We start from the raw sequence: 22,944 nt of genomic DNA on the forward strand, positions 1-22,944 counted from the left end.
GGCTGGGACGGGGCCTCGGAGGCGCGGCGCGCGGGGGCGTGGGAGCCCTCGGAGCGACGCTGGCCGCGCTCGCGGCTGGCGGCCTTCTTCTGGGAGGCCTCCTCGGCCTGCTGCTTCAGGATCTGCTCCTGCTGCGCGATCTGGTCCAGGAGGGACGAGAAGGACGGGACGCTCTTGGGAGCGTTGTCGCGCACGCGGTTCTTCTCGGCCTCCTCGCGGGCCTTGCGCTCAGCCTCGGCCCTAGCCTCCTCCTTGGCCTTGCGCTCGGCCTCGGCGGCAGCGCGGCGGCGCTCCTCCTCGGCGCGCTCGCGCTCGCGGCGCTTCTCGGCCTCGATGCGCTCGGCCTCGGCCTGGGCGGCGGCGGCACGGGCCTCCTCGGCCTTTGCCTCCTCCTCGGCCTTGCGGGCGGCCTCGATCTCCGCCGCACGGGCCTCGAGGATGGGCTTGAGCTTCTTGCGGACCATGGAGACGTAGGCGTCCTCCAGGGTCGACGACGCCGACTTGGCGGGGATCTTCATGTCCTGGAGGTGTCCGAGCATCTCCTTGCTCGACATCCCGTATTCCTTAGCGAGGTCATGTACGCGCGTCTTTGCCATGTGACCTACCTTCCAAAAACCAACGGGCGGCTGCCCGTGCCTCTCGTGGATGCGACGTGTTCGCTAGATGAGCGAGTCGGGGTCGTCAGAGACCTCGGCGTCGGCCATGGCCTCGTGGATGCCGCAGTAGCGCGACCCGGGGCGCGCCATGTTGCGGCAGGGCACGCCGGAGGCGCTCACGTACTCGCAGCGGTGGGACTCGCCGTCCTCGACCTCGTCCTCCTCGATCGTGGCACGCGGCAGGTCGCGGAGCACGCCCGCGGCGAGGCTCTCGTTCTTGATGTCGATGTGCAGGCCCGTGAGGCGCGCGGCGAGGCGGGCGTTCTGGCCCTCCTTGCCGATGGCGAGGGAGAGCTGGTCGTCCGGCACGATGACGGTGGCGTAGTTGTTCTCCTCGTCGATGACCACGCGGGAGACGCGGGCCGGGGAGAGTGCGGAGGCCACGCGGCGCGCCGGGTCGTCGCTCCAGAGGACCACGTCGACGCGCTCGCCGCGCAGCTCGGAGACGACGGTGCGCACGCGGCTGCCCTTGGGGCCGACGCAGGCGCCCACCGGGTCGAGTCGGGAGTCGTTGGAAGAGACGGCCACCTTGGAGCGGATGCCGGGCTCGCGCGCGACGCTCCTCACCTCGACGACGCCGTCGTAGACCTCGGGCACCTCGAGCTCAAAGAGGCGGCGAAGCAGGTCCGGGTGCGTGCGAGAGACCACGATGGGCGGGCGCTGGCGCTCGCCGCGGACCACGGGCTGCGTGGAGTTGGGGTCGCGCACGTCGATGATGATGGCGCGCAGGCGCTGGTTGTGGCTGTAGCGCTCGCCCGCGGGACGCTCGTTGCGCTCCTCGGGGTAGCGGCGCTGGTCGAAGTGCGGGAGCTCCGCCTCGACGCCCTCGCGGATCTTGATGATGGTGAAGTCAGGCGTGGTCTGGAGGACGGTGCCCGTGATGATGTCGCCCACGCGCTGCGAGAACTCCTCGTAGATCTGCAGGCGGGCGGCGTTGCGCACGATGGCCTTGATCTCGGCCTTGGCGTGCTGCGCGGCGATGCGGCTCGTTCCGGGCGGGGTGACGTCGACCTCGTCGAACTCGGAGTACTCGCCGGTCTCCGGGTCCTCCTCGCCCCTGGGGACGAGCTCGTAGACATAGACGCGGCCGGTCTGGCGGTCGATCGTCACGCGCGCGCCGAAGGGCAGGTGCAGGACGTCGGTGTAGCTCTTGGCGAGCGACTGCTCCAGGCGGTCGATCAGGTAGAGCTGGTCGATGTGCTTCTCCTGGCAGAGGAGCTCGAGGGCTTCCATCATCTCAGAGGCCATGGCGGTTCCTTCCTAGTTCTTCTTGGCGCGCCCGCCCTTGGCGGCGTCGCCGAAGTCCGGCTTGATCGTGCACTTCCTGATGTCGTCGAGGGAGAGCTCCACGCGCTCGCCGTCGCACTCGAGGGCGACGATGCCACCCTCGATGCCGAGGAGCGTGCCCGTGAAGCGACGGCGCCCCTCGCCGGGGACGAGGCTCGCGGAGACGGTCTGCCCCGCAAAGCGCTCGAAGTCCCTCGCCTTGCGCAGCGGGCGGGACATGCCCGGGGAGGACACCTCGAGCGTGAAGCTCGACGGAATGGGGTCGAGCTCGTCGAGCGTCTCGGAGATCCACTCGGTCTCCTGGGTCACCTCGTCGAGCGAGATGGTTGGGGCCTCCTCGTCCGCGTGGTCAATCCGCACGCGGACGCACGGGGCCTTGCTCGCGCCGACGACCTCCACGTCGACGACGTCGATTCCGCGCTCCGCGGCGCGGGGCTCGAGCGCGTCGATGATGGCCTGCTCGAGGGCTGGCTTTGGCATGCGACCTCCCGTCGATTCATACAGAAAGGAAGCGGGGCGAGAAGATCCACCCCACTTCCTACGGTTATAGCTTCGAATACACAGGTAGTTTACGGTGTTTGGGTCCGCGCGTCAACCTCGCCTCCACGATACCGCCACAAGGGCGCTCGGCGAGCGGGCCAGGCGAGAAGGTCCTGTGGCAACAAGCCAAGGCGCACAGACCACGCGGCCCCCAGCTGACAGACTGCTCAGGTCAAACTGTCAGCTCACCCCTCGCGGCCAAGAGCAATGATCGACACGCGCCGGCCCTCGACCTTCCGGAGAGAAGTTCCGCGCAGCGCACTTCTCGCAGGAAGGTCGGCGGGGTCCGTCAGGTGACGCGAGGGCCTACACCGCCACGATGTTGACCAGGCGGCCCTTGATAACGATGACCTTCTTGATGTCCTTGCCTGCGAGCTGCTCGGCCACGGCTGCCTTGGCGGCCTCGGCCATCTCGTCGTCGGAGGCGTCCGCGGCAACGGTCAGGCGGCCGCGCACCTTGCCCTTGATCTGAACGGCGATCTCGACCTCGTCCGCCTTGGCGGCCTCGGCGTCGAACTCGGGCCAGGAGGCGTTGTAGACGGAGCCCTCCTGGTGCAAAGCGCCATGCCAGAGCTCCTCGGCCCAGTGCGGGCAGATCGGGGCGAGCATGGTCACGATGGCGTTCGCGACGGCAAAGGAAAGCGCCGGGTCGCGCTTCTCGACGGCCACGTCGTTCACGTACTTGGACGCGGCGTTGGTGATCTCCATGACGGCGGAGATGGCGGTGTTGAACTGACCGCGATCGAAGTCCGCCGTGCACTTGAGGCCCATCGCGTTGACGGTGCGCCAGAGCTCCCTGCCCGCGGCGTCGAGCGTGCCCGCGCTCACGGCGCCGGCGGCCGCACCCTGGGAGAGCATCCACACCACGCGCCACGCTCGCTTGATGAAGCGGTTGGCGCCGGCGACGGCCTCCTCGTCCCAGTTGAAGTCCTTCTCGGGCGGGGCGATGAAGAGTATGGCCAGGCGCATCGTGTCCGCGCCGAAGGGCTCGATCACGCTCGAAGGCGGCACCACGTTGCCCTTGGACTTGGACATGGTGTCGCCGTTGGCGTCCTTGACCATGCCCTGGCAGAGCAGGTTGTCGAAGGGCTCGTCGCAGTCGATCATGCCAAGGTCGCGCAGGACCTTGGTGAAGAAGCGGCTGTAGAGCAGGTGCAGGATGGCGTGCTCGATGCCGCCGATGTAGTTGTCGACCGGCATCCAGCGGTCCACGGCCTCCTTGGAGAAGGGCAGCTCCTCGTTGTGGGGGTCGCAGTAGCGCAGGTAGTACCAGCTCGAGCAGGTGAAGGTGTCCATCGTGTCCGTGATGCGGCGGGCGGGCTTGCCACACTTGGGGCACGTGGTCTCGTAGAAGGGGGCATACTCGGCGAGCGTCTCGCCGGCACCCAGGTCCAGGTTGTCCGGCAGCGTGACGGGCAGCTGGTCGTAGGGCACGGGGACGTCGCCGCAGCAGTCGCAGTGGATCATCGGGATGGGGTTGCCCCAGTAGCGCTGGCGGCTGATGAGCCAGTCGCGCAGGCGGAACTGCACCGTCTTGCGGCCGAGCCCCTCCTGCCCGAGCCACTCGATGATGGCGTCGACGGCCTCGGAGTGCTTGCCGCCCTTCATGCCGGTGAAGCGGCCGGACTGCACGAGGTAGCCCTCGGCCTCCATGGCGTGGTCCCAGTCGACGGAGGTCACGCGGAGCTCGCGCTCGTCCTTGAGCTCATCGTACAGCGGGTCGTCCTTCTCGCAGATGATCGGGGCGATCTCGAGGCCGTACTTCTTGGCGAAGTCGAAGTCGCGCTGGTCGCCGCAGGGAACGCCCATGACGGCGCCGGTGCCGTAGTCCATGAGGACGTAGTCGGCGACCCAGATGGGCGCCGGGCGGCCGTTCACAGGGTTAATGACGTAACGACCGGTGAAGACGCCGTGCTTCTCGCGCTCGGATCCCTGGCGGTCGACCGAGGAGACCTTCTCCGCGGCGGCCTTGAGCTCGAGGAAGGCGGCCTCGTGCTCGGTGCCGGCCACGAGCTCGGCGGCGAGTGGGCTCTCGGGCGGCAGCAGGAAGAAGCTCACGCCAAAGAGCGTGTCGGGACGCGTGGTGAAGACGGTGATCTTGGTGTCGGTGGGCGTGACGCCGTCGACGTCCGCCAGGGCGAAGTCGATCTCGGCGCCCTCGGAGCGGCCGATCCAGTTGGCCTGCATCGCGCGAACGCGCTCGGGCCACTTGCCCTCGAGGAGCTTGAGGTCGTCGAGGAGCTCCTGGGCGTAGTCGGTGATCTTGAAGTACCACTGGGAGAGCGGGCGCTTCTCGGGGATGGAGCCGCAGCGCCAGCACTTGCCGTCGACGACCTGCTCGTTGGCGAGGACGGTCTGGCAGCCCGGGCACCAGTTCACCGGAGAGGTGTCGCGGTAGACCAGGCCCTTCTCCCACATCTTGAGAAAGATCCACTGACCCCACTTGTAGTACTCGGGGTCGCAGGTGTTGAACATGCGATCGTAGTCATAGGAGAAGCCCATGCGGCGCATGGTCTTGGTGGCCTGGTCGATGTTCTGGTGCGTCCAGACGCTCGCCTGCGTGTTGTGCTTGATGGCAGCGTTCTCCGCGGGCAGGCCAAAGGCGTCGTAGCCCATGGGGTGCAGCACGTCGAAGCCGCGCATGCGGGCCTGGCGGGCCATGGCGTCGCCGATGGTGTAGTTGCGCGCGTGGCCCATGTGCAGGTCGCCCGAGGGGTACGGGAACATCTCGAGCACGTACTTCTTGGGCTTGCTCGGGTCCTCCTCGGTCTTGTAGAGCTCGTCGGCCTCCCAGGCCGCCTGCCACTTGGTCTCGATGGCCTCGGCGTCGTAGGCCGGGACCTCGAAGTTCTTCTCGGCGTCGCTCATCTGCGTGACTCCTTTGTGTGCGATGGTCAACCGTGCCATTGTAGCAGCAACTCGCATGGCCGCCGAGGTGTTCCTGCGAGAAGTGCGCGGCACGGGACCAAAAGCGCGGCCGCCCCGAGGCGCATGCCCCGGGGCGGCCGCAAAGCCACGTTCTTCTCGCCAGACTAGCGGTAGCTCACGCTGTGCTGGGAGTCCTTGACCACGACGTCGTGCGCGCCGCCCTCAACGATGGAGGTCGAGCTCACGAGCGTGAGGCGCGCCTTCTCCTGGAGCTCCTTGATCGTGAGCGCGCCGCAGTTGCACATCGTGGACTTGATCTTGTAGATCGTCTGGCCCACGCCCTCCTTGAGGGAGCCGGCGTAGGGCACGTAGGAGTCGACGCCCTCGACGAAGCCGAGCTTGGTGGCGCCGCCCTGGTCGTAGCGCTGCCAGTTGCGGGCGCGCGCGGAGCCCTCGCCCCAGTACTCCTTCATGTACTGGCCGTTGACGTTCACGCGCTCCGTGGGGGACTCGTCAAAGCGGGCGAAGTAGCGACCGAGCATCATGAAGTCGGCGCCCATGGCAAGGGCGAGCGTCATGTGGTAGTCGTAGACGATGCCGCCGTCGGAGCAGACGGGAACGTAGATGCCGGTCTCCTCGAAGTACTTGTCGCGAGCGCGGCAGACGTCGATGACCGCGGAGGCCTGGCCGCGGCCGATGCCCTTGGTCTCGCGCGTGATGCAGATCGAGCCGCCGCCGATGCCCACCTTCACGAAGTCCGCGCCGCAGTCCGCGAGGAAGCGGAAGCCGTCCTCGTCCACGACGTTGCCGGCGCCCACCTTGACCGAGTCGCCGTAGTTGGCGCGGACCCACTCGAGGGTGCGCTTCTGCCACTCGGAGAAGCCCTCCGAGGAGTCGATGCACAGGACGTCAGCGCCAGCCTCCACGAGCAGCGGCACGCGCTCGGCGTAGTCGCGGGTGTTGATGCCGGCGCCGACCATGTAGCGCTTGTTGGCGTCCAGGAGCTCGTTGGGGTTGGACTTGTGCTGGTCGTAGTCCTTGCGGAAGACGATGCCCACCAGGTGGTCGTTCTCGTCCACGACGGGCAGGGCGTTGAGCTTGTTGTCCCAGATGACGTCGTTGGCCTTCTTGAGGGTGATGTCCTTGTCCCCCACGATGAGCTTCTCGCGCGGGGTCATGAAGTCGCGGACCTTCTTCTGGTGGTCGTCGCGGCTGGGGCGGTAGTCGCGGCTGGTCACGATGCCAAGGAGCTTGCCACGGGAGGAGCCGTCGTCGGTGACGGGCATGGTGGAGTGGCCGGTGCGCTCCTTGAGCTCCATGACCTGCTCCATGGTCATGTCCGGCGTGAGGGTGGAGTCGGACTCCACGAAGCCGGCCTTGTGGTCCTTCACGGCCTTGACCATGGCCGCCTCGGACTCGGGCGTCTGGTTGCCGTAGATGAAGGCGAGGCCGCCCTCGATGGCGAGCGCCACGCCCATGTCAACGCCGGAGACGGACTGCATGATGGCCGAGACCATGGGGATGTTGAGGGAGAGCGCGGGCTCCTCGCCGCGACGGAACCTCACGAGCGGCGTCTTGAGCGAGACGTTGGCGGGAATGTTCTCCGCCGAGGAGTATCCGGGGACGAGCAGGTACTCGGAAAAGGTGTGGGACTCCCCCTCGAAGAACGTGGCCATGTGCTGGCTCCTCTCCCCGCCCGCGGCGGAAACAACCCCGTAACGAAATTTGAGTCATTGTAGCATCCGCTCACGGGTTTTTCAGCCACCGTTTGCCGAGAACTACCTGCTCACGATAAGGACACGCCGAGAAGGACGCGTCCTCGTATACTTGACGGGTCGAGAGGGGGGTTCCCATGGAGAGCGGACGCGTTGCCGCGGCAGTGCGGCAGATCATTGACGAGACGGCGCGACGCGAGCCGCGGCCCGGACGAAACGTCCTCATGCTGGCCTGGTTCGAGGACGAAGAGGGCAAGCTGCCGCGCAACCCCGGTGACTACGACATCATCTCGATGACGGCGCCGCTCGGCGGGCTTTGCGGAGACGCCGCGCGCCCGGACGCCGATCGAAAGGTGTTTCTGGCGCTGTACTTTATTACTGAGTGCTTCGTGCAGAGCCTTACGCCCATCGCGGATGAGGACTCACCGCTCTTTCGCATGCTCACGACCACTGCCACGAAGAGGCACGCCGTGCGCCGCGTCAACGCTCCCGACCCCAACAAGGAGCTCATGGTCGACCTCTTTGCCGCCGCGGCGGTGGCCTACGTGGAGCGGCGCGACGGCTGGGAGCAGGTGGTGGAGGCGCTGGGCGTCGCCATCGTTGCCCTGGTCTCCCCCGTCGTCCCCGAGGAGGGGCCCAAGGGGGCTGACGAGGTTCTCGCCGTGATCTTGCAGGACATCGCCGCGCGCCCTGAGTCCGCTAGCCTCTCCGGGCTGGCGCGGCGCTACTCCTACAGCACGACCTACCTCTCGGAGCTCATCCACGAGCGCTGCGGCATGACGTTCACCGAGCTCGTGACCAGGCACCGCATGGACCGCGCCGCGATGCTGCTGCGCGCGACGCGGCTGCCGGTGCGCGAGGTGGCCCGCCAGGTGGGCTACTCGGGGACGAGCAACTTTTACCGCGCTTTCCGGGCGCAGTTTGGGTGCGGACCGGCCGAGTGGCGGGCGGGCGCCGGAAATTAGTTCGCATTGGGAACCTGAAGAAGCGAGCGCTTGCCGCGTTTCCCCTGTTGCGACAATTCTTTCAGGAACCCAATGCGAGCTATTTTCCGGAGATGGCAGGAGACCGCCCCTACTTGACGCGCGCTAGGCTGCCGTCACGGACCTCGTAGATTGCGTCCGCCGCGGCGTCGAGGTCGTCCGAGTGCATGATGGCCACGACGGTGCGTCGACCGCGCAGGTCCGCAAGGTACGTGCAGAGCCTTGCTGACGTTGCCGCGTCGAGGTTGGCGAGCGGCTCGTCCAGCAGCACGATCGGCTCCGGGCGCGACAGCGCGCGCAGCAGCCCCAGCTTCTGGCGCTCGCCGAGCGAGAGGTTGAGCGGCTGGTCCGTGATGGTGCGCTCCGGAAGGTCCCCCAGGTCGAGCACCTCCGCGACCTTCGGGTCCGCAGCGCCACCAAGGAGGTTGTACGGAAGGTCCCCCGCAAACACGGGAACGGGATAAGTGAGGTAGGCAGCATCAAGGAGCTCGGGCGCGAGCGCCGCCTCGCCGTCGAGGTCGGTCGGGTCGGAGAGCCCGCGCAGGAAGTCCAGCAGACGGGACTTGCCCGATCCGTTGGCACCCCTCACCACCACGAGCTCGCCGGGATGCACCTCGAACTCACCCGCAAAGAGGCGCTTTCCCCCCGCACCGCGCTCGGGCGTCGCCCAGAGCGTGCCGTCGACGCGCGCCACGGGCGTGCCGCCCTGGTTCGCCGCAAGCGTCTCGAAGCCGGAGGGCTCCGCCGCTGCTGCGGCCACCTCGCGCAGGCGCTCGACGTGCGGCAGGTTGCCGCGCACCTGCGCCACGCGCTGCGCGATGGCAGTGAGCGGCGCTTGCACGAGCTGCGCGAGCGAGTACGCCACGAGCACCTGGCCCACGCCCGCCCCGACCGTCAGGCAGCGCCACGCTGCGACCCCCATCATCGCCGCCGCGAGCACGCAGGAGAGCAGCGCGGGAAGGCTGGAGATGAGCAGCTCGAGGAAGCGATAACGCATCACCGTTCGCAGGAACGCCTCGGAGCGCCCGCGATAACGCGCCGAGAAATACCCCTCGGCGCCGTCCGCGTTGACGGAGCGCTTGTTCTCGACGATGCGCTTGGACTCGCCGAGCCAGGCGTCCTGCACGGGAAGGACGTCGCGCTGGAGCTCGGCAAGCGCCCGCGACGGGAGCCGCAGCGCGAGCCAGAAGACGGGGGCGTAGATGACTACCAGCACAGACATCAGCGGATCGATCAGCGCCGCAATGGCAACGATGCCCAGAAGCGACAGCACCGCGCCCGGGATGCGCACGTTCGCGCAGGCAGAGATCGTGCCATAGATGTCGGTCGAATTCATGAGAACGTTCACGAAGTGGCCTTTCTCGTGCCGCGCGAAGGCGCGCTGCGGAGCGGCGAGGATGTCCTTGGCACATGTCTCGGCACCGTCAAGGAAGCAGCGCACCTCCAGACACGCGGGCATCCACTCACCGAGGAGAACCGCAGCGGCAGCGGACGCCAGCGCAAGGATGAGGGCGACGGCGAGTGGAGCCCCGAGGTACGACACCCCGCTCGAAAGCTGGTCGACGACGCGACCCACGACGATGCTCGTTGCCGCAGCGAGCATCGTGGACGCCGCGGCACCTATGGCCTTTGCGACATTGCTAACGCTCGCGTCAACGAGCGGATATTCACTCTTCTTGATCATGGTTTCACCAATCCGGCGCGCTCGCGCCCTAGGGATGAATCTGTAAATTGGGGACTGTCCCCAATTTACAGACGCGTTAGGCGGCCGTTGCGAATCGCGTAGATACGGTCCGCCGCGGCGTCGAGGTCGTCCGAGTGCATGATGGCCACGACGGTGCGACGACCGCGCAGGCCGACAAGGTAGGCACAGATCCTCGCTGACGTCGCCACGTCGAGGTTGGCAAGCGGCTCGTCCAGCAGCACGATCGGCTCCGGGCGCGACAGCGCGCGCAGCAGCCCCAGCTTCTGGCGCTCGCCGAGCGAGAGGTTGAGCGGCTGGTCGGTGATGGCGCGCTCCGGAAGGTCCCCCAGGTCGAGCAGGCGCGCGACCTCTGGGTCCGCCGCGGCGCCAAGGAGGTTGTCCTCGAGCGTGCCGGGCACCACGGGCACCGGATACGTGAGGTAGGCCGCGTGGAGGGCATCGCTCGAGAGCGCCGCCGCCCCGTCGAGGTCCGCGGGGTCGGACAGCCCGCGGACGAGGTCGAGCAGACGGGACTTCCCCGATCCGTTGGCACCCCTCACCACCACGAGCTCGCCGGGACGCACCTCGAACTCACCCGTCCAGAGCCGCTTGCCCTCCTCGCCACGCTCCGGCGTGGCCCAGAGCGTGCCATCCACGCGCGCCACCAGGTCCTTCTCGTCCGCTGCGAGCGCCTCGAACCCGGAAGGCTCCTCGGCCTCTCCGGCGTGGTCGCGCAGCAGCACGAGATTTGGCCGGCAGGAAACGTAGAAGCTCACAAGCGAGCAGATGTCCGCCATGGGCGACTGCAGCAGCGAGAAGAGCTGCCACGCCGCAACGACGGACCCGAGCGTCATGCTGCCCGCCACCATGAGCGCCACGCACGCGGCAAGCGCCGCAACCTGGAGCGCAGGAGAGACGGCTGCGGGAAGCGTCGCCTGCGTCGCGTCGGCGAGGCGGTGCCGACGGAGAAAGGCGCGGAACGCGTTCGTGCGCTCCTCAAATCGCCGCAGGTAGAACCCTTCCGCTCCCCCAGCGATGGCGACGCGCTTCTCCTCAACGAGCCGACGGACCTCCTCCTGCCACGCCTCGCGCGCGGGCATCATCTTCATGAGCAGGCGCCCGGCGGAGTGCATGGGGACCCAGTTGACCGCAAAGTACACGATCAGCCCGCAGAGAAAGACCGGGACAAGAAGGACGTCAATCGCCGCGGCGCAACCCAGCAGCGCCACGACCGCAATCGAGCACCCCACGACGTTCACGTTCAGGTAGACCGACATCGAGCCGTAGCCAAACGCCGCGCTGTTCACCACGTTGAGGTAGTGTCCGGCGTCATGGCGCTCGAAGGAGCGCTGCGGCATGGCCAGCAGCTGGTCTATAGCCATGTCGGAGGCATCCACCTCGGCGCGGAGGTTGGCCCTGAGCGGGAGCCAGTCGTCGAGGGCGAACTTCGCGAGCGCAGCCGCGAGCGACACGCCGAGAAACGCCGCCAGCCGCGCCGCCATCTCACCGGGCGCGAGCCCGCCCGAAGCCAATCCGTCCACGATAGTGCCCATCAGGTACGCCGCACCTGCCGAGAGCACGGTCCCCGATGCCACGTCGAGCGCCAGCACGAGATTGCGTGCGCTCGGCCTGAAGAGCGAGTAGGCCTTCCTGGCAGAGGTCCTTCTCTTCATGTTCTTCTCCTTCCACGATGCTGAGACCATCGTAGGGACGAGAAGAACGTCGCAGCTCAGGGTATCGTCGCGTCCGAAGCCGCGTCACGTGACATCCGAAAATCCGGCGCACCCCCTGAGCGAGAGTGCGCCGGATCTTCTGCCTGCACAAAACGGGACGTGCCTGAAATAGGCATTCGGGTGCGCGAGGGCTACGCGCCGCCGACGACGTCGTCGACGTTGACGACGATGTCATGCTTGGTCGGGACCCACTCGACCTTCTTGAAGAGGGCGACGACCGTGATGGGGATATAGGTCATCATGAAGAGCGGGAACGTGAAGAGGTTGGTGAAGACGCGCCACTTCTTCTTGGCGTGGATGTGGCTGCGCTCCGAGATGGTGGTGATGACCGCCAGGATGAAGAAGACGATGTACATCGAGGCAAAGGTCATGATGAGCGAACCCACGCACATGTCGAGCTCGCCCTGGGTGGCGATGAAGCCGTGGGAGAGCGACCCCACGATGAGGTAGGTGGCGTTCACGAAGAAGGAGAGCAGGGTCAAGATCATGCCGGGCGCGACGGTCATGAGCATGTCGTAGCTCGCAAAGCGACCCTTGGAAATGCCCTTCACAAGGTCGCGTCCATAGCTGAAGAACACCTGGTAGAAGCCCTTGGTCCAGCGCATGCGCTGCGTCCAGGACGCCTTGAGCGTCACGGGCTGCTCGTCAAAGAACTCGGCGGGCGCGTAGCCGATCTGCACGTTGTTGGCGCAGCAGAACGTGGAGAACTGGATGTCCTCGGTCAGGGTGTGGAAGTCCCAGCCGTGCATTCCGCGCACGATGCGCTCGGAGACCATCCAGCCGGAACCGGAGATCGCGCAGCTCGTGCCCACCATCATGCGAGCGTTGTTGAGGAACTTCGCCTCGCGCATGAACCAGAGGGCGTAGGCGGCGCTGATCCAGCTGGAGTCGAAGTTCTTGGAGTTGCGGTAGCCGGTGCAGACGAGGTATCCCGCGTCGAAGGCCTGGTTCATGACCTTGATGTAGTCGCGCGAGACGAGGTTGTCCGCGTCAAAGACGACGAACGCCTCGTACTTGTCGCCGTACTCGTTGAGGATGCGGTCGAAGCCGTAGTCGAGCGCCCAGCTCTTGCCGCGGCGCGCGAGGTCGTTTCTGTCCCAGACGATGGCGCCGGCCTCCTCGGCCACGGCGTGCGTGTTGTCCGTGCAGGCGTCACAGACCACGAAGACGTCCATGAGCTCGCGCGGGTAGTCCTGGTTGAGGATGGAGCGCACGAGCTCGCCGATGACGAGCTCCTCGTTGTGCGCGGAGATGAAGAAGGCGTAGCGGTGCTGCTTCTTTGCCTCCGGCAGGCGAACGGTGCCCTTGAGCATCACGCGGAGGATGTACACGATCTGATAGAAGTACGCGAGCGTGAAGAAGAGCCAGATGATCAGGTTGAAGATGACGATCGGCGTGAGGCCGAGCCTGTTGAACTCCATCGTGCCCACAATCCCTCGGGTCCTACTCCGTGACGCCGAGCGCGGGACAGATCTCCTCCCCCGCCGCGGTGCGTCCCATGGAGCGATCTTTCAGTGCCTCCAGTATAGCGAGAAGGTCGTCCGGCAGGCGGTCGGCGACCTCGATGGCCTCACCCGTCACGGGATGGTCAAAGCGCACGTGCCACGAGTGCAGGAACTGGCGCCTGAGCCCAAGGTTCAGCCGGTCGTCGCCGCGCCCGTAGAGGGGGTCGCCCACCAGGGCGTGCCCGATGTGGCGCATGTGCACGCGAATCTGGTGCGTGCGCCCGGTGTAGAGGTGGCACTCCATGAGGGTGTAGCCCTCGTCTCGCCGGCCGGCCTCGTAGCGCTCCAGCACGCGGAAGGTGGTGATGGCCTCGCGGGCGCCGGGCGCGTCGGAGACCGCCATGCGAATCCGGTCGCGCGTGGAGCGCGCGATGCCGGTCTCGATGGTTCCCTCGTCGTGCGCCACGTAGCCGTGGACCAGCGTGACGTAGCGCCGGTCGAGCACGCGCAGGCGAATGAGGTCCTGGAGCGCCTTCTGCGTGTCGTCGTCCTTTGCGGCGAGCATGAGCCCCGTGGTGTCCATGTCCAGGCGGTGCACGATCCCGGGACGCTCCTCGCCCTGGAGCATGCCCAGGTGGTCGTAGCCGCAGTGCGCCACGAGGGCGTTGGCCAGCGTGTCGTCCACGTGGCCGGGACTCGGGTGGCAGACGAGGCCCGCCTGCTTTGAGAGGACGATGAGGTACTCGTCCTCGAACCGGATGTCGAGCGGGATGTAGGGGTTGGGCGCGAGCGGCCCGCCCGCGGGCTCGGGCTCGTCCATGGTAGCGCGGACGCGGTCGCCGAGAAGGACCTTCTCGGACTTGCTCGTGGCAGGCGTCTCGTTGATGGTGACGCCGCCCTCCTCCACCAGGCGCGCGCAGGCCGAGCGACTGGGCATGCCCTCGCCGTTGCCAAGAAACGCGTCCAGCCGCATGCCGTCCGACTCCGGCCCCACGAGCAGGTTGACGATGCGCTGAGGCATGGGTCACTCCCCCGCCTCGGCGCGCTCGCGGGCGCTGTCCCAGCGCCAGAAGAGCGCGAGCGCAACCAGGACGCCGCAGGTCACGAAGATGTCCGCCACGTTGAAGATGGCAAAGTCCATGAACGTGGTCTTGAAGAAGTCAGTGACGGCGCCCAGGGCCACGCGGTCGATCGCGTTGCCGATGCCCCCGCCCGCCACCGAGGCGAGCACGAGCGCAAGCGGCAGCGGAACGTCCGTGCGGCGCCACGCGACCCACAGGCCGAGGCACGTGATCGCAGCCGCCACGAGCACAAAGAGGGGACCCGCCCCCTCCCCCAGGGAGAAGGCGGCCCCAGTGTTGTACACGAGGCTGAGGTCCATCACGCCCGGGATCAGCGTGACGGGCTCACCGGGCACGAGAGCGGCGCGCGCAGCCGCCTTGCTCGCCTGGTCGAGGGCAACGACAGCCCCCGCCACCAGGCAGAACAGGGCGAGCCTGCGCGCGCCGGACGCAGAGTCGCGAGAGGCCGACAAGAGCTACTCCCCCAGCGCGGCCACGGCGTCGTGGCAGCGCGGGCAGAGGCCGTCCTCGCCCAGCTCGCGGAAGTTCCAGCAGCGCGGGCACTTCTCTCCGCGGGCGGGCTCCACGGAGCACGCCAGCTCGTCACCGGGGACGACCTCGACCTCGGAGCACACGAAGGGCTCGGCGAGGTCGCAGCCAAGCTCGCCGGCGAGGAGCTCGTAGGCCTCGGCGGGCGCGGCGAGCGTGGCGCGGGCGGCCTGCGGGGTCTTCTCGGAGAGCGTGCCGTCGGCGATGGCGGTCTCGTAGGCCTTGGTGAAGGCCGCGCGGGCCTCGACCACCGCGTCGTAGGCGGGCAGGTAGCGCTCGTACTCCTCGGCGGTCCAGGGCGCCTGGTACCAGTCGAGAAGGGCGGCGAACTGCTGGCCGTCGCGCAGGGACGCCGGGAGGTAGCTCATGGCCTCGTCGGTGGTGTAGACGAGGATGGGCTGCAGGTCGTGCACGAGCATGGAGAGGATCTGCGCCCAGACGGTGAGCGCGGAGCGGCGCTCGAAGCCGTTCTTCTCGCCGCAGTAGACGCGGTCCTTGGTGGCGTTGAGGTAGCCGTTGGAGAGCTCGGTGATCACGTAGTCGTAGAGCGTGCGGTAGACCACGTTGAAGCGGTAGGACTCGTAGGCGGCGCTCACCTGGTCGTGCACCTGGCAGAGGCGCGCAAGGGTGAGCTTGTCGTAGGGCATGAGCTCGTCCACGGGCACGGCGTCGGTGGCCGGGTCAAACTGGCCCTCGATCTCGCCCAGCAGGAAGCGCAGCGTGTTGCGGAAGCGGCGGTACGCCTCGCCCACGTGGTCGAGGATCGCGTCGTCGCAGGGGATGTCCGTGGAGGTGTCGACGGAGGTCACCCACAGGCGAAGGATGTCGGCACCGCGGGTGTCGCACTCGGCGTTGGGGTCGATGACGTTGCCGAGGGACTTGGACATCTTGCGACCCTGACCGTCAAGCGTGAAGCCCTGGGAGACCACGGACTTGTACGGGGCAACGCCGTAGGCGCCCACCGAGGTCATGAGCGAGCTCATGAACCAGCCGCGGTGCTGGTCGGAGCCCTCGAGGTACATGTCCGCCGGGAACTTGAGGTTGTCGCGGTGACGGCAGACGGCGGTGTGGGAGACGCCGGAGTCCCACCACACGTCCAGGATGTCGGAGTTGGCCTTGAGGTGGTGACCGCCGCACTTGGGGCAGACGCAGGCGTCACCGAGGTAGCTCGCCGGGTCGTCCGTGAACCAGCAGTCGGAGCCCTTCTCGCGGAAGAGCTTGATCACGGCGTCGAGGGTGTCGTCGTTCATGACGGTCTCGCCGCAGTCCTGGCAGGTGAAGGCCGGGATGGGCACGCCCCAGTTGCGCTGGCGGCTGATGCACCAGTCCGGGCGCCCCTCCACCATGGAGCCGATGCGCTTGATGGCGTGGCTGGGGTAGAAGGCGACCTTGGAGAGCTCCTCGAGCGCCTGCTCGCGGAGGCTGCGGCCGCCCGCGAGCGGCTTGTCCATGGAGACGAACCACTGGCTCGTGGCGCGGAAGATGACGGGCTCCTTGCAGCGCCAGCAGTGCGGGTAGCTGTGGTTGATGTCCTCGTGCAGGATCAGCGTGCCGCGCTCGCGCAGCCACTCGATGATCTTGGGGTTGGCCTCGTTGACCTCCATGCCGGACCACGGGCCGCCCGTGCCCATCGTGTCGCCAACGAAGAAGCGGCCGTCGTCGTCCACCGGCATGACCGTGGGGATGCCGAACTTCTGGCCGGCGAGGTAGTCGTCGACGCCGTGGCCGGGCGCGCAGTGGACGATGCCGGTGCCGTCGTCCAGGGTGACGTAGTCGGCGAAGATGAACTCGCCGGTCTCGCCCTGGTCGGCAAAGATGGGCTGCTTGTAGCGGTTGTGCGCGAGAGCCTCGCCCGTGGCGCGCCACGGCTCGCCGTCCTCGCCGCGCACGAGCACGGGCTCGCCGTAGCCGAACTTCTCGCAGCAGCGCGCCGCGAGCGCCTCAGCCACGATCTCTGCGCGGCCGTCGTGCTCGAGCGCCACGTAGGTGGCCTCGGGGTGAAGGATGACGGCGTCGTCCGCGGGAAGCGTCCAGGGCGTGGTGGTCCAGATGTCCACGAAGAGCTTGCCGGCCCACGCCTCCAGTCCCCCCGGCACCGTGGTCATCTCAAAGCGCACGAAGATGGCGGGGCTGACCTCGTCGCCGTACTCGATCTCCGCCTCGGCGAGCGCCGTGTGGCAGTGCGAGCACCAGTGCACGGGCTTGGAGCCCTGCACGATGGCGCCGGCGTCGAAGATGGCCTTGAAGATCTCGACGTCCGTGGCGTCGTAGTCGTTGACGTAGGTGAGGTAGGGGTTGTCCCACTCGCCCAGGACGCCCAGGCGCTTGAAGCCCTGGCGCTGGGTGTCCACCTGCTCGACGGCGAGGGTGCGGCAGAGCTCGCGGATCTTCTCGGTGGGAAGCTGGTTGAACTTCTCCGTGCCGAGCATGGTCTCCACCTTGTGCTCGATGGGCTGGCCGTGGCAGTCCCAGCCGGGCACGTACGGCGTCTGGTAGCCGCGCATGGACCAGTAGCGGTTGATGATGTCCTTGGAGATCTTGTTCTGCGCGTGGCCGAGGTGGATGGGGCCGTTGGCATACGGGGGGCCGTCGTGCAGGACGAACTTCTCGTGCCCCTCGTTCTTGGCGATCATCTGCTCGTAGACGTGGTTCTCCTCCCACATGGCCAGGCGCTTGGGCTCGTTCTGGGCCAGGCTGGCGCGCATGGGAAAGCCCGTGCTCGGCAGGTTGGTCGTCTTCTTGTACTCGTTCTTCGCCACGCTCTCCTCCTCACTTGACAAGGGGACAGTCCCTTTGTCAACCTCCTCGGACACGAAAAAACGCGCCCGTCCCTCCTGCTGGGACGAAGCGCGCCACGCGACTTCGCTTGTGAACCACCCAGCGAGCGGATATCCGCCTTACTCGGCTGGCCTGTCTCGGCGGCCACTCCGGCGACGCCTACTCGCTCGCGCTTTCGGGCCGCGGCTCGGGGGTGATCTTCGCCGGGACGCGACCGCGGGCTCCCACCGTCCCCGCTCTCTCTTGGCCGCGCGCCCCCGGGTACTCTCCCCGTCAACGCCTCAGGTAGGCATAGTAGCACGCCGAGGGCGCCGGATGGGCGCCGAAGTAGGGGTTTCTTGCGGTTACCGTCCCGTTCGGGTGAAACTTGGCGGATGATGTGGGTATCAGAAAAGCCATACGTCACCGAGCACGAAGGGCAATACACACGATGGACATGAACGAGAACAAGCGTCGGCGCTCGATGCTGCTCTACATCCTCATCGCGCTCATCGCCTACCTCGCGATCAGCCAGGCGCTGGGCACGAGCCTCACGGCACGCACCGTGCAGGAGGTGAGCTACACAGAGTTCCTCAACATGGTCGACTCCAACCAGGTGGAGAAGGTCGACCTCAACACCGGGGACAACACCCTCACCTTCACCACCGGCGAGGGCGAGAGCGAGAAGATCTACGAGACCACCATGTGGCCCAACGACGACACGCTCATCACCCGGCTCGACGAGCACGGCGTGGACGCAGACGCCAACATCCCCGACACCTCGAGCAGCCTGTGGCTCTACATGCTCATCTCCTACGGCCTGCCGATCCTCATCTTCCTGGGCATCGGCTGGTGGCTCAACCGCCGCATGAAGAAGGCCATGGGCGACGACGGCCCCTCGATGAACTTCGGCGGGGGCGGCTTTGGCATGGGCGGCGGTCTGGGCAAGTCCAACGCCAAGGAGATCAAGGGCGAGGACACGGGCGTCACCTTCAGGGACGTCGCCGGTCAGGACGAGGCCAAGGAGTCGCTCCAGGAGATCGTGAGCTTCCTCAAGAACCCCGAGAAGTACAACGAGATCGGCGCGCGCTGCCCCCGCGGCGCGCTGCTCGTGGGCCCTCCGGGCACTGGCAAGACGCTGCTGGCCAAGGCCGTCGCCGGCGAGGCGGGCGTCACCTTCTTCCAGATCGCGGGCTCGGCCTTTGTCGAGATGTTCGTCGGACGCGGCGCCGCCAAGGTGCGCGACCTCTTCAAGCAGGCCAACGAGAAGGCCCCCTGCATCATCTTCATCGACGAGATTGACGCCGTGGGAAAGCGCCGCGACTCCTCCCTCAGCTCCAACGACGAGCGCGAGCAGACCCTGAACCAGCTCCTCTCCGAGATGGACGGCTTCGACAACCACAAGGGCATCGTGGTTCTGGCGGCCACCAACCGGCCCGAGACCCTCGACCAGGCGCTCCTGCGCCCGGGCCGCTTTGACCGCCGCATCCCGGTAGAGCTGCCGGACCTCGCGGGCCGCGAGGCCATTCTTCAGATTCACGCCAACGACGTGAAGATGGAGCCCGGCATCGACCTCGGCGTGGTCGCGCGCTCCACGCCCGGCGCCTCCGGCGCGGACCTCGCCAACATCATCAACGAGGCGGCGCTGCGCGCGGTGCGCCTGGGGCGCAAGCGCGTGACGCAGGAGGACCTGCTCGAGTCCGTGGACGTGGTCATCGCCGGCGAGAAGAAGAAGTCCACCGTCCTCTCCCAGCACGAGAAGGAGGTCGTCTCCTACCACGAGACCGGCCACGCCATCGTGGCGGCCATGCAGAAGGGCTCCGCACCCGTCTCCAAGATCACCATCGTGCCGCGCACCTCGGGCGCGCTCGGCTTCACGATGCAGGTCGAGGAGGACGAGCACTTCCTCACCACGCGCCAGGAGGCAAAGGACAAGATCGCCGTCCTCTGCGGCGGCCGCGCGGCCGAGGAGCTCATCTTCAACGAGATGACAACCGGCGCCTCCAACGACATCGAGAAGGCCACGCAGCTCGCGCGCGCCATGGTGACGCAGTACGGCATGTCGGACCGCTTTGGCATGGTGCAGCTCGGCCAGCCCGCGAGCCGCTACCTCGGCGGCGGGCAGCAGCTCACCTGCTCCGAGGGGACCGCCCAGGAGATCGACGCCGAGGTGCAGCGCCTCGTTGAGGAGGGCCACCAGACCGCGCTGCGCACCCTGCGCGAAAACCGCTTCAAGCTGCACGAGATCGCGCACTATCTCCAGAAGAAGGAGACCATCACGGGTGACGAGTTCATGAACATCCTCACCCGTGACGACGGCTTCGCCCCCAAGATGCCCACGCCGACGGAGTAGCCTCACAGAGACCCGACGCTCGGACGCCCCGCCCTCAGTGCTCACTGCTTCGCAGAAGTCGCACGAGGGCGGGGCGTCCGTCGTGTCGAGACAGCGTCACCCCTCGCGATGGTGGGCGGGGCATCGTCGCACGCTACGGATTTTGGGGCTGGGGCACGCCGCTGGAGCAAGGGGTCGCGTAATTTGGGGCTGGGTCACAACTCTGGCGGCGGTTCTTCTCGCCTAGGCCAACTGTACGTTAATTCATTAACGCTTGGGAAAGGGCCGGTTGCCAGCCGGGAGGCGTCACGCCCAATGCGCGTGCCCCAGCCCCGATCTTCACAACGCAGCGCCCCGGGATCGTGCCCCGGACCCGATAACCGCAACGGGGAAGCCAGCCCCCCGACAACAAGGCCGCTCGCCGGCAAGCCCCCTACCGGAAGAGCTGCCAGAAGGCCACGGCGGAGCTGGCCGCAACGTTGAGAGAGTCGACGCCGTGGGCCATGGGGATGATGACGCTGCGGTCGCAGGCATCAAGGGCTCGCCGCGAGAGCCCGTAGCCCTCGCTGCCAAAGAGCAGCGCGCGGCGGCCGGAGCCCTCCTTGAGGGAGGGGTCGTCAAGCGGAACCGCATCCGGCTCGAGGGCGAGCGCGAGGACCGAGAACCCCCGCTCGCGAAGGGCGCCGATGGTCGCCTCGGGCCAGTCGTCCTTCTTGGCACGCGCCCAGGGGACGCTGAAGACGGTGCCCATGGAGGTGCGCACCGCGCGACGCACATAGGGGTCGGCGCAGCGGGGCGAGAGGATGACGCCGTCTGCCCCCAGAGCCGCCGCGCTCCGGAAGAGCGCGCCCACGTTGGTCACGTCCACGAGGTCCTCGATCACCGCGACGTAGCGCGCCCCCTCGAGCACCTCCTCCACCGACCGCGGTCTCGGGCGACGCATGGCGCAGAGGAGGCCGCGCGTGACGCGGTAGCCGGTGAGGCGCTCCATCTGGTCGTGAGGGAGCACGAAGGCGGGGACGTCGTCTCCCGTGCGCCCGAGGAGGTCCCGGACGGACTCGAGGTGGCGCTCGTCAACGAGGAAGGAGAGCGGTTCCACGCGAGCGTCGAGCGCAGCCTCAACCACAAGTCGAGTCTCCGCCACCAGCATGGCGCGCTCCTCCTCGACGAGGCTTCTGAGCTGGTGCTCGGTCAGCCGCGCATAGGCGTCGAGCCGAGGGTCCCCCAGATCATCGAGACGAACGGGCACGGCCATGTTTCCTCCTTCGATGCAGAGTGCAAATGATGGCCCCGCGCGGGCAATCCTAGGTTACGATAGCTCACGCACACCCACGCGGTGTCGGATTCGATTCTCAAAGAGGTAATCATGCCCAAACATATGAAGAAGGACCCCTCCGTGGAACTTCCGCAGGAGACCCCGGCTGCGGCCGCTGCGGCGACCCCGAAGGAGGACGTCGCCCCGGCGGTCGACGAGGCCGAGAAGGACGCGGAGAAGGACGGCGCGCCCGAGGAGGCGTCGGCCGCCGAGCCGGCGGCCGCCGAGGACACCGCCGTCGAGCCTCCCGTCACGCCCGCGACACGCGAGCTCGCCTCCGTCCCCGAGATCTCGGACCTCTCCGGGCTTCCCGACGCGCCCCAGGCGATCAAGACGCTCAGCGCCGCGAGGACCGCGTTTCTCCCCAGCCCCGAGGACGGCGACCCCATCCTCAACATCGGGGAGAACTCGGACTCCGCCCTCGACGACGCCCAGGACCTCACGACTCCCCACGTGGCCGTGACCGAGGTCATCACCTCCCCCGAGCCCGCCGCGGCAGACGACTCCCCCGTCGGCGGCCCCGACGACGAGAGTCCCCGGCCCCGCCGCAGCCGCAAGCTGCTGTGGCTCATCCCCGCCGGCGTGCTCGTGCTCGCGGGGGCCGGCTACGTCGCCGGCGCGGACTACTTTGACGGCAAGTTCCTCCCGGGGACCACGCTCAACGGCGAGGACGTCTCGATGCAGACCTATGAGGACGTGGCGGCGCGCAAGAGCTCGTCTCTCGACGGCTACACCCTCCACGCCTCCGGCAACGGCCTCGACCTCACGGTGAGTGCCGCGGACCTTGGCCTCACCTGCGACGGAAACGCCTACGTCGAGGAGGCCACCGAGGGCCTGAGCGCCTGGAACTGGCCGCTCGACCTCATGAGCCCCAAGGACCTCACCGCCGAGGAGAGCTCCTCCTTCGACGAGGCCAAGCTCGCCGCCATCGTAACGCCGGCGGTCGAGGCGGTGACGCAGGACACCTCCGAGCTGGAGAACCACGGCATCCTCTACAGCGCCGAGCAGGGTGCCTTCGTGCTGGACGAGCGCGCCACCGCAAAGCACCTCAACGCTGACGCCGTGATCGAGGTCATGAAGCAGGCGGTGCTCGCCGGGGAGACCGAGGTGACCATCGGCGACGACTGCCTCGAGGACGCCACCTCGCTCACGGAGACCCTCAACGCCGCCAACGCGCTCCTGGGCGCCGCCGGCACCACGCTCTCCCTCAACGGGACCCAGGTGCTCGACATCCCCGCAGACCTCATCGCCAGCTGGGTCCGCTTTGGGGACGACCTCTCCGTCACACTGGACGAGACGGCCGTGAGCGAGTGGGTCACCGCCAACGTTGGCGCGCTCGACACCGCCGGCAAGGAGCGCTCCTACACGCGCCCCGACGGCAAGCAGATCACGGTCTCTGGCGGCACGTGGGGCATCATCACCAACGAGGCCGAGACCACCACGGTCCTTCTCGACGCGATCAGGGGCGGGTCCGCTCAGGCGCTCGAGATTCCGCTGCGCCAGAGCTCGGGCGTCGTGGCAGACGCCAACGGCCGCGACTGGGGCAACCGCTACATCGACATCGACATCTCCGAGCAGCACGTGCGCATGTACGACGACTCCGGCGCGCTCATCTGGGAGTCCGACTGCGTGACGGGCGACCCCACCCAGGGCTACGACACCCCCACCGGCGTCAACCCCATCAACGCCAACAAGGGCATGAACCAGACGCTCAAGGGCCTGGACTACAACGGAGACGGCGAGCCCGACTACGAGAGCTACGTCACCTACTGGATCCCCTTCGTGGGCAACCTCGTGGCCCTGCACGACGCCGACTGGCGCTACTACTTTGGCGGCACCATCTACCAGGGCAACGGCAGCCACGGCTGCGTCAACCTGCCCGCTGGCAAGGCCGCCGAGCTCTACGAGCTCACCCGCGTGGGAGACTGCGTGGTGGTGCACTACTAGGGCGAGAAGAACCGCGCGCTCGGAGGCCCCGCCGGCATACGCAGGCGGGGCCTCCTCTCTTGGGCACGTGCG

General features: G+C 67.5%; 15 protein-coding genes. 3 read left to right on the plus strand and 12 right to left on the minus strand.

Annotation, left to right across the window (positions count from 1 at the left end; all coding sequences use genetic code 11):
• The 5 genes from B5F79_RS05975 to B5F79_RS05995 all read right to left on the minus strand — a co-directional run.
• Window positions 1-596 (minus strand): translation initiation factor IF-2 N-terminal domain-containing protein (locus tag B5F79_RS05975; protein ID WP_206391048.1); only part of this gene is annotated, 596 nt, incomplete at its 3' end.
• A 63-nt stretch (window positions 597-659) separates the two neighbouring features.
• Window positions 660-1,904 (minus strand): transcription termination factor NusA, encoded by a 1,245-nt coding sequence (gene nusA, locus B5F79_RS05980; RefSeq protein ID WP_087218806.1) that lies wholly within the window; start codon window positions 1,902-1,904, stop codon window positions 660-662.
• A gap of 12 nt (window positions 1,905-1,916) precedes the next feature.
• Window positions 1,917-2,423 (minus strand): ribosome maturation factor RimP, encoded by a 507-nt coding sequence (locus B5F79_RS05985; RefSeq protein WP_087218809.1) that lies wholly within the window; start codon window positions 2,421-2,423, stop codon window positions 1,917-1,919.
• Between the two features lie 366 nt (window positions 2,424-2,789).
• Complete coding sequence (gene leuS / locus B5F79_RS05990; protein ID WP_087218812.1) at window positions 2,790-5,351, minus strand: leucine--tRNA ligase; 2,562 nt, start codon at window positions 5,349-5,351, stop codon at window positions 2,790-2,792.
• Window positions 5,352-5,515: 164 nt separating this feature from the next.
• On the minus strand, window positions 5,516-7,027 hold the full coding sequence (locus tag B5F79_RS05995; RefSeq protein ID WP_087218815.1) for an IMP dehydrogenase: 1,512 nt from the start codon (window positions 7,025-7,027) through the stop codon (window positions 5,516-5,518).
• 176 nt (window positions 7,028-7,203) lie between these two features.
• On the opposite strand from B5F79_RS05995, the gene B5F79_RS06000 reads away from it, so the two are divergent.
• On the plus strand, window positions 7,204-8,031 hold the full coding sequence (locus tag B5F79_RS06000; RefSeq protein ID WP_087218818.1) for a helix-turn-helix domain-containing protein: 828 nt from the start codon (window positions 7,204-7,206) through the stop codon (window positions 8,029-8,031).
• A 109-nt stretch (window positions 8,032-8,140) separates the two neighbouring features.
• On the opposite strand, the gene B5F79_RS06005 is transcribed toward B5F79_RS06000, so the two are convergent.
• From B5F79_RS06005 to ileS, 6 genes are all read right to left on the minus strand, one after another.
• Complete coding sequence (locus B5F79_RS06005; protein WP_087218821.1) at window positions 8,141-9,733, minus strand: ATP-binding cassette domain-containing protein; 1,593 nt, start codon at window positions 9,731-9,733, stop codon at window positions 8,141-8,143.
• A 65-nt stretch (window positions 9,734-9,798) separates the two neighbouring features.
• A complete protein-coding gene (locus B5F79_RS06010) occupies window positions 9,799-11,406 on the minus strand; it encodes an ATP-binding cassette domain-containing protein (protein WP_158094851.1) in 1,608 nt (535 codons plus the stop codon).
• 191 nt (window positions 11,407-11,597) lie between these two features.
• Window positions 11,598-12,887 carry a glycosyltransferase family 2 protein gene (locus tag B5F79_RS06015; protein WP_087219062.1) on the minus strand — a complete coding sequence of 430 codons (1,290 nt, stop codon included), beginning with the start codon at window positions 12,885-12,887 and terminating at the stop codon, window positions 11,598-11,600.
• A 22-nt stretch (window positions 12,888-12,909) separates the two neighbouring features.
• Window positions 12,910-13,932, minus strand: coding sequence for an RluA family pseudouridine synthase (locus B5F79_RS06020; protein ID WP_087218828.1), 1,023 nt, complete (start codon window positions 13,930-13,932; stop codon window positions 12,910-12,912).
• A 3-nt stretch (window positions 13,933-13,935) separates the two neighbouring features.
• A complete protein-coding gene (lspA, locus tag B5F79_RS06025) occupies window positions 13,936-14,445 on the minus strand; it encodes a signal peptidase II (protein WP_087218831.1) in 510 nt (169 codons plus the stop codon).
• 3 nt (window positions 14,446-14,448) lie between these two features.
• Window positions 14,449-17,226 carry an isoleucine--tRNA ligase gene (ileS, locus tag B5F79_RS06030; RefSeq protein ID WP_241147266.1) on the minus strand — a complete coding sequence of 926 codons (2,778 nt, stop codon included), beginning with the start codon at window positions 17,224-17,226 and terminating at the stop codon, window positions 14,449-14,451.
• Between the two features lie 503 nt (window positions 17,227-17,729).
• Between ileS and ftsH the strand changes: the two genes are divergently transcribed.
• On the plus strand, window positions 17,730-19,631 hold the full coding sequence (gene ftsH / locus B5F79_RS06035) for an ATP-dependent zinc metalloprotease FtsH (RefSeq protein WP_206391051.1): 1,902 nt from the start codon (window positions 17,730-17,732) through the stop codon (window positions 19,629-19,631).
• A 412-nt stretch (window positions 19,632-20,043) separates the two neighbouring features.
• Here ftsH and B5F79_RS06040 read toward each other — a convergent pair whose 3' ends face one another.
• Window positions 20,044-20,865, minus strand: a complete 822-nt coding sequence (locus tag B5F79_RS06040) for a TrmH family RNA methyltransferase (RefSeq protein WP_206391053.1) — start codon at window positions 20,863-20,865, stop codon at window positions 20,044-20,046.
• 111 nt (window positions 20,866-20,976) lie between these two features.
• Between B5F79_RS06040 and B5F79_RS06045 the strand changes: the two genes are divergently transcribed.
• Window positions 20,977-22,872 carry a L,D-transpeptidase family protein gene (locus B5F79_RS06045; RefSeq protein ID WP_143786255.1) on the plus strand — a complete coding sequence of 632 codons (1,896 nt, stop codon included), beginning with the start codon at window positions 20,977-20,979 and terminating at the stop codon, window positions 22,870-22,872.
• Window positions 22,873-22,944: the final 72 nt, after the last annotated feature.

Source organism: Olsenella sp. An285 (assembly GCF_002159625.1).
GTDB lineage: Bacteria > Actinomycetota > Coriobacteriia > Coriobacteriales > Atopobiaceae > Thermophilibacter > Thermophilibacter avicola.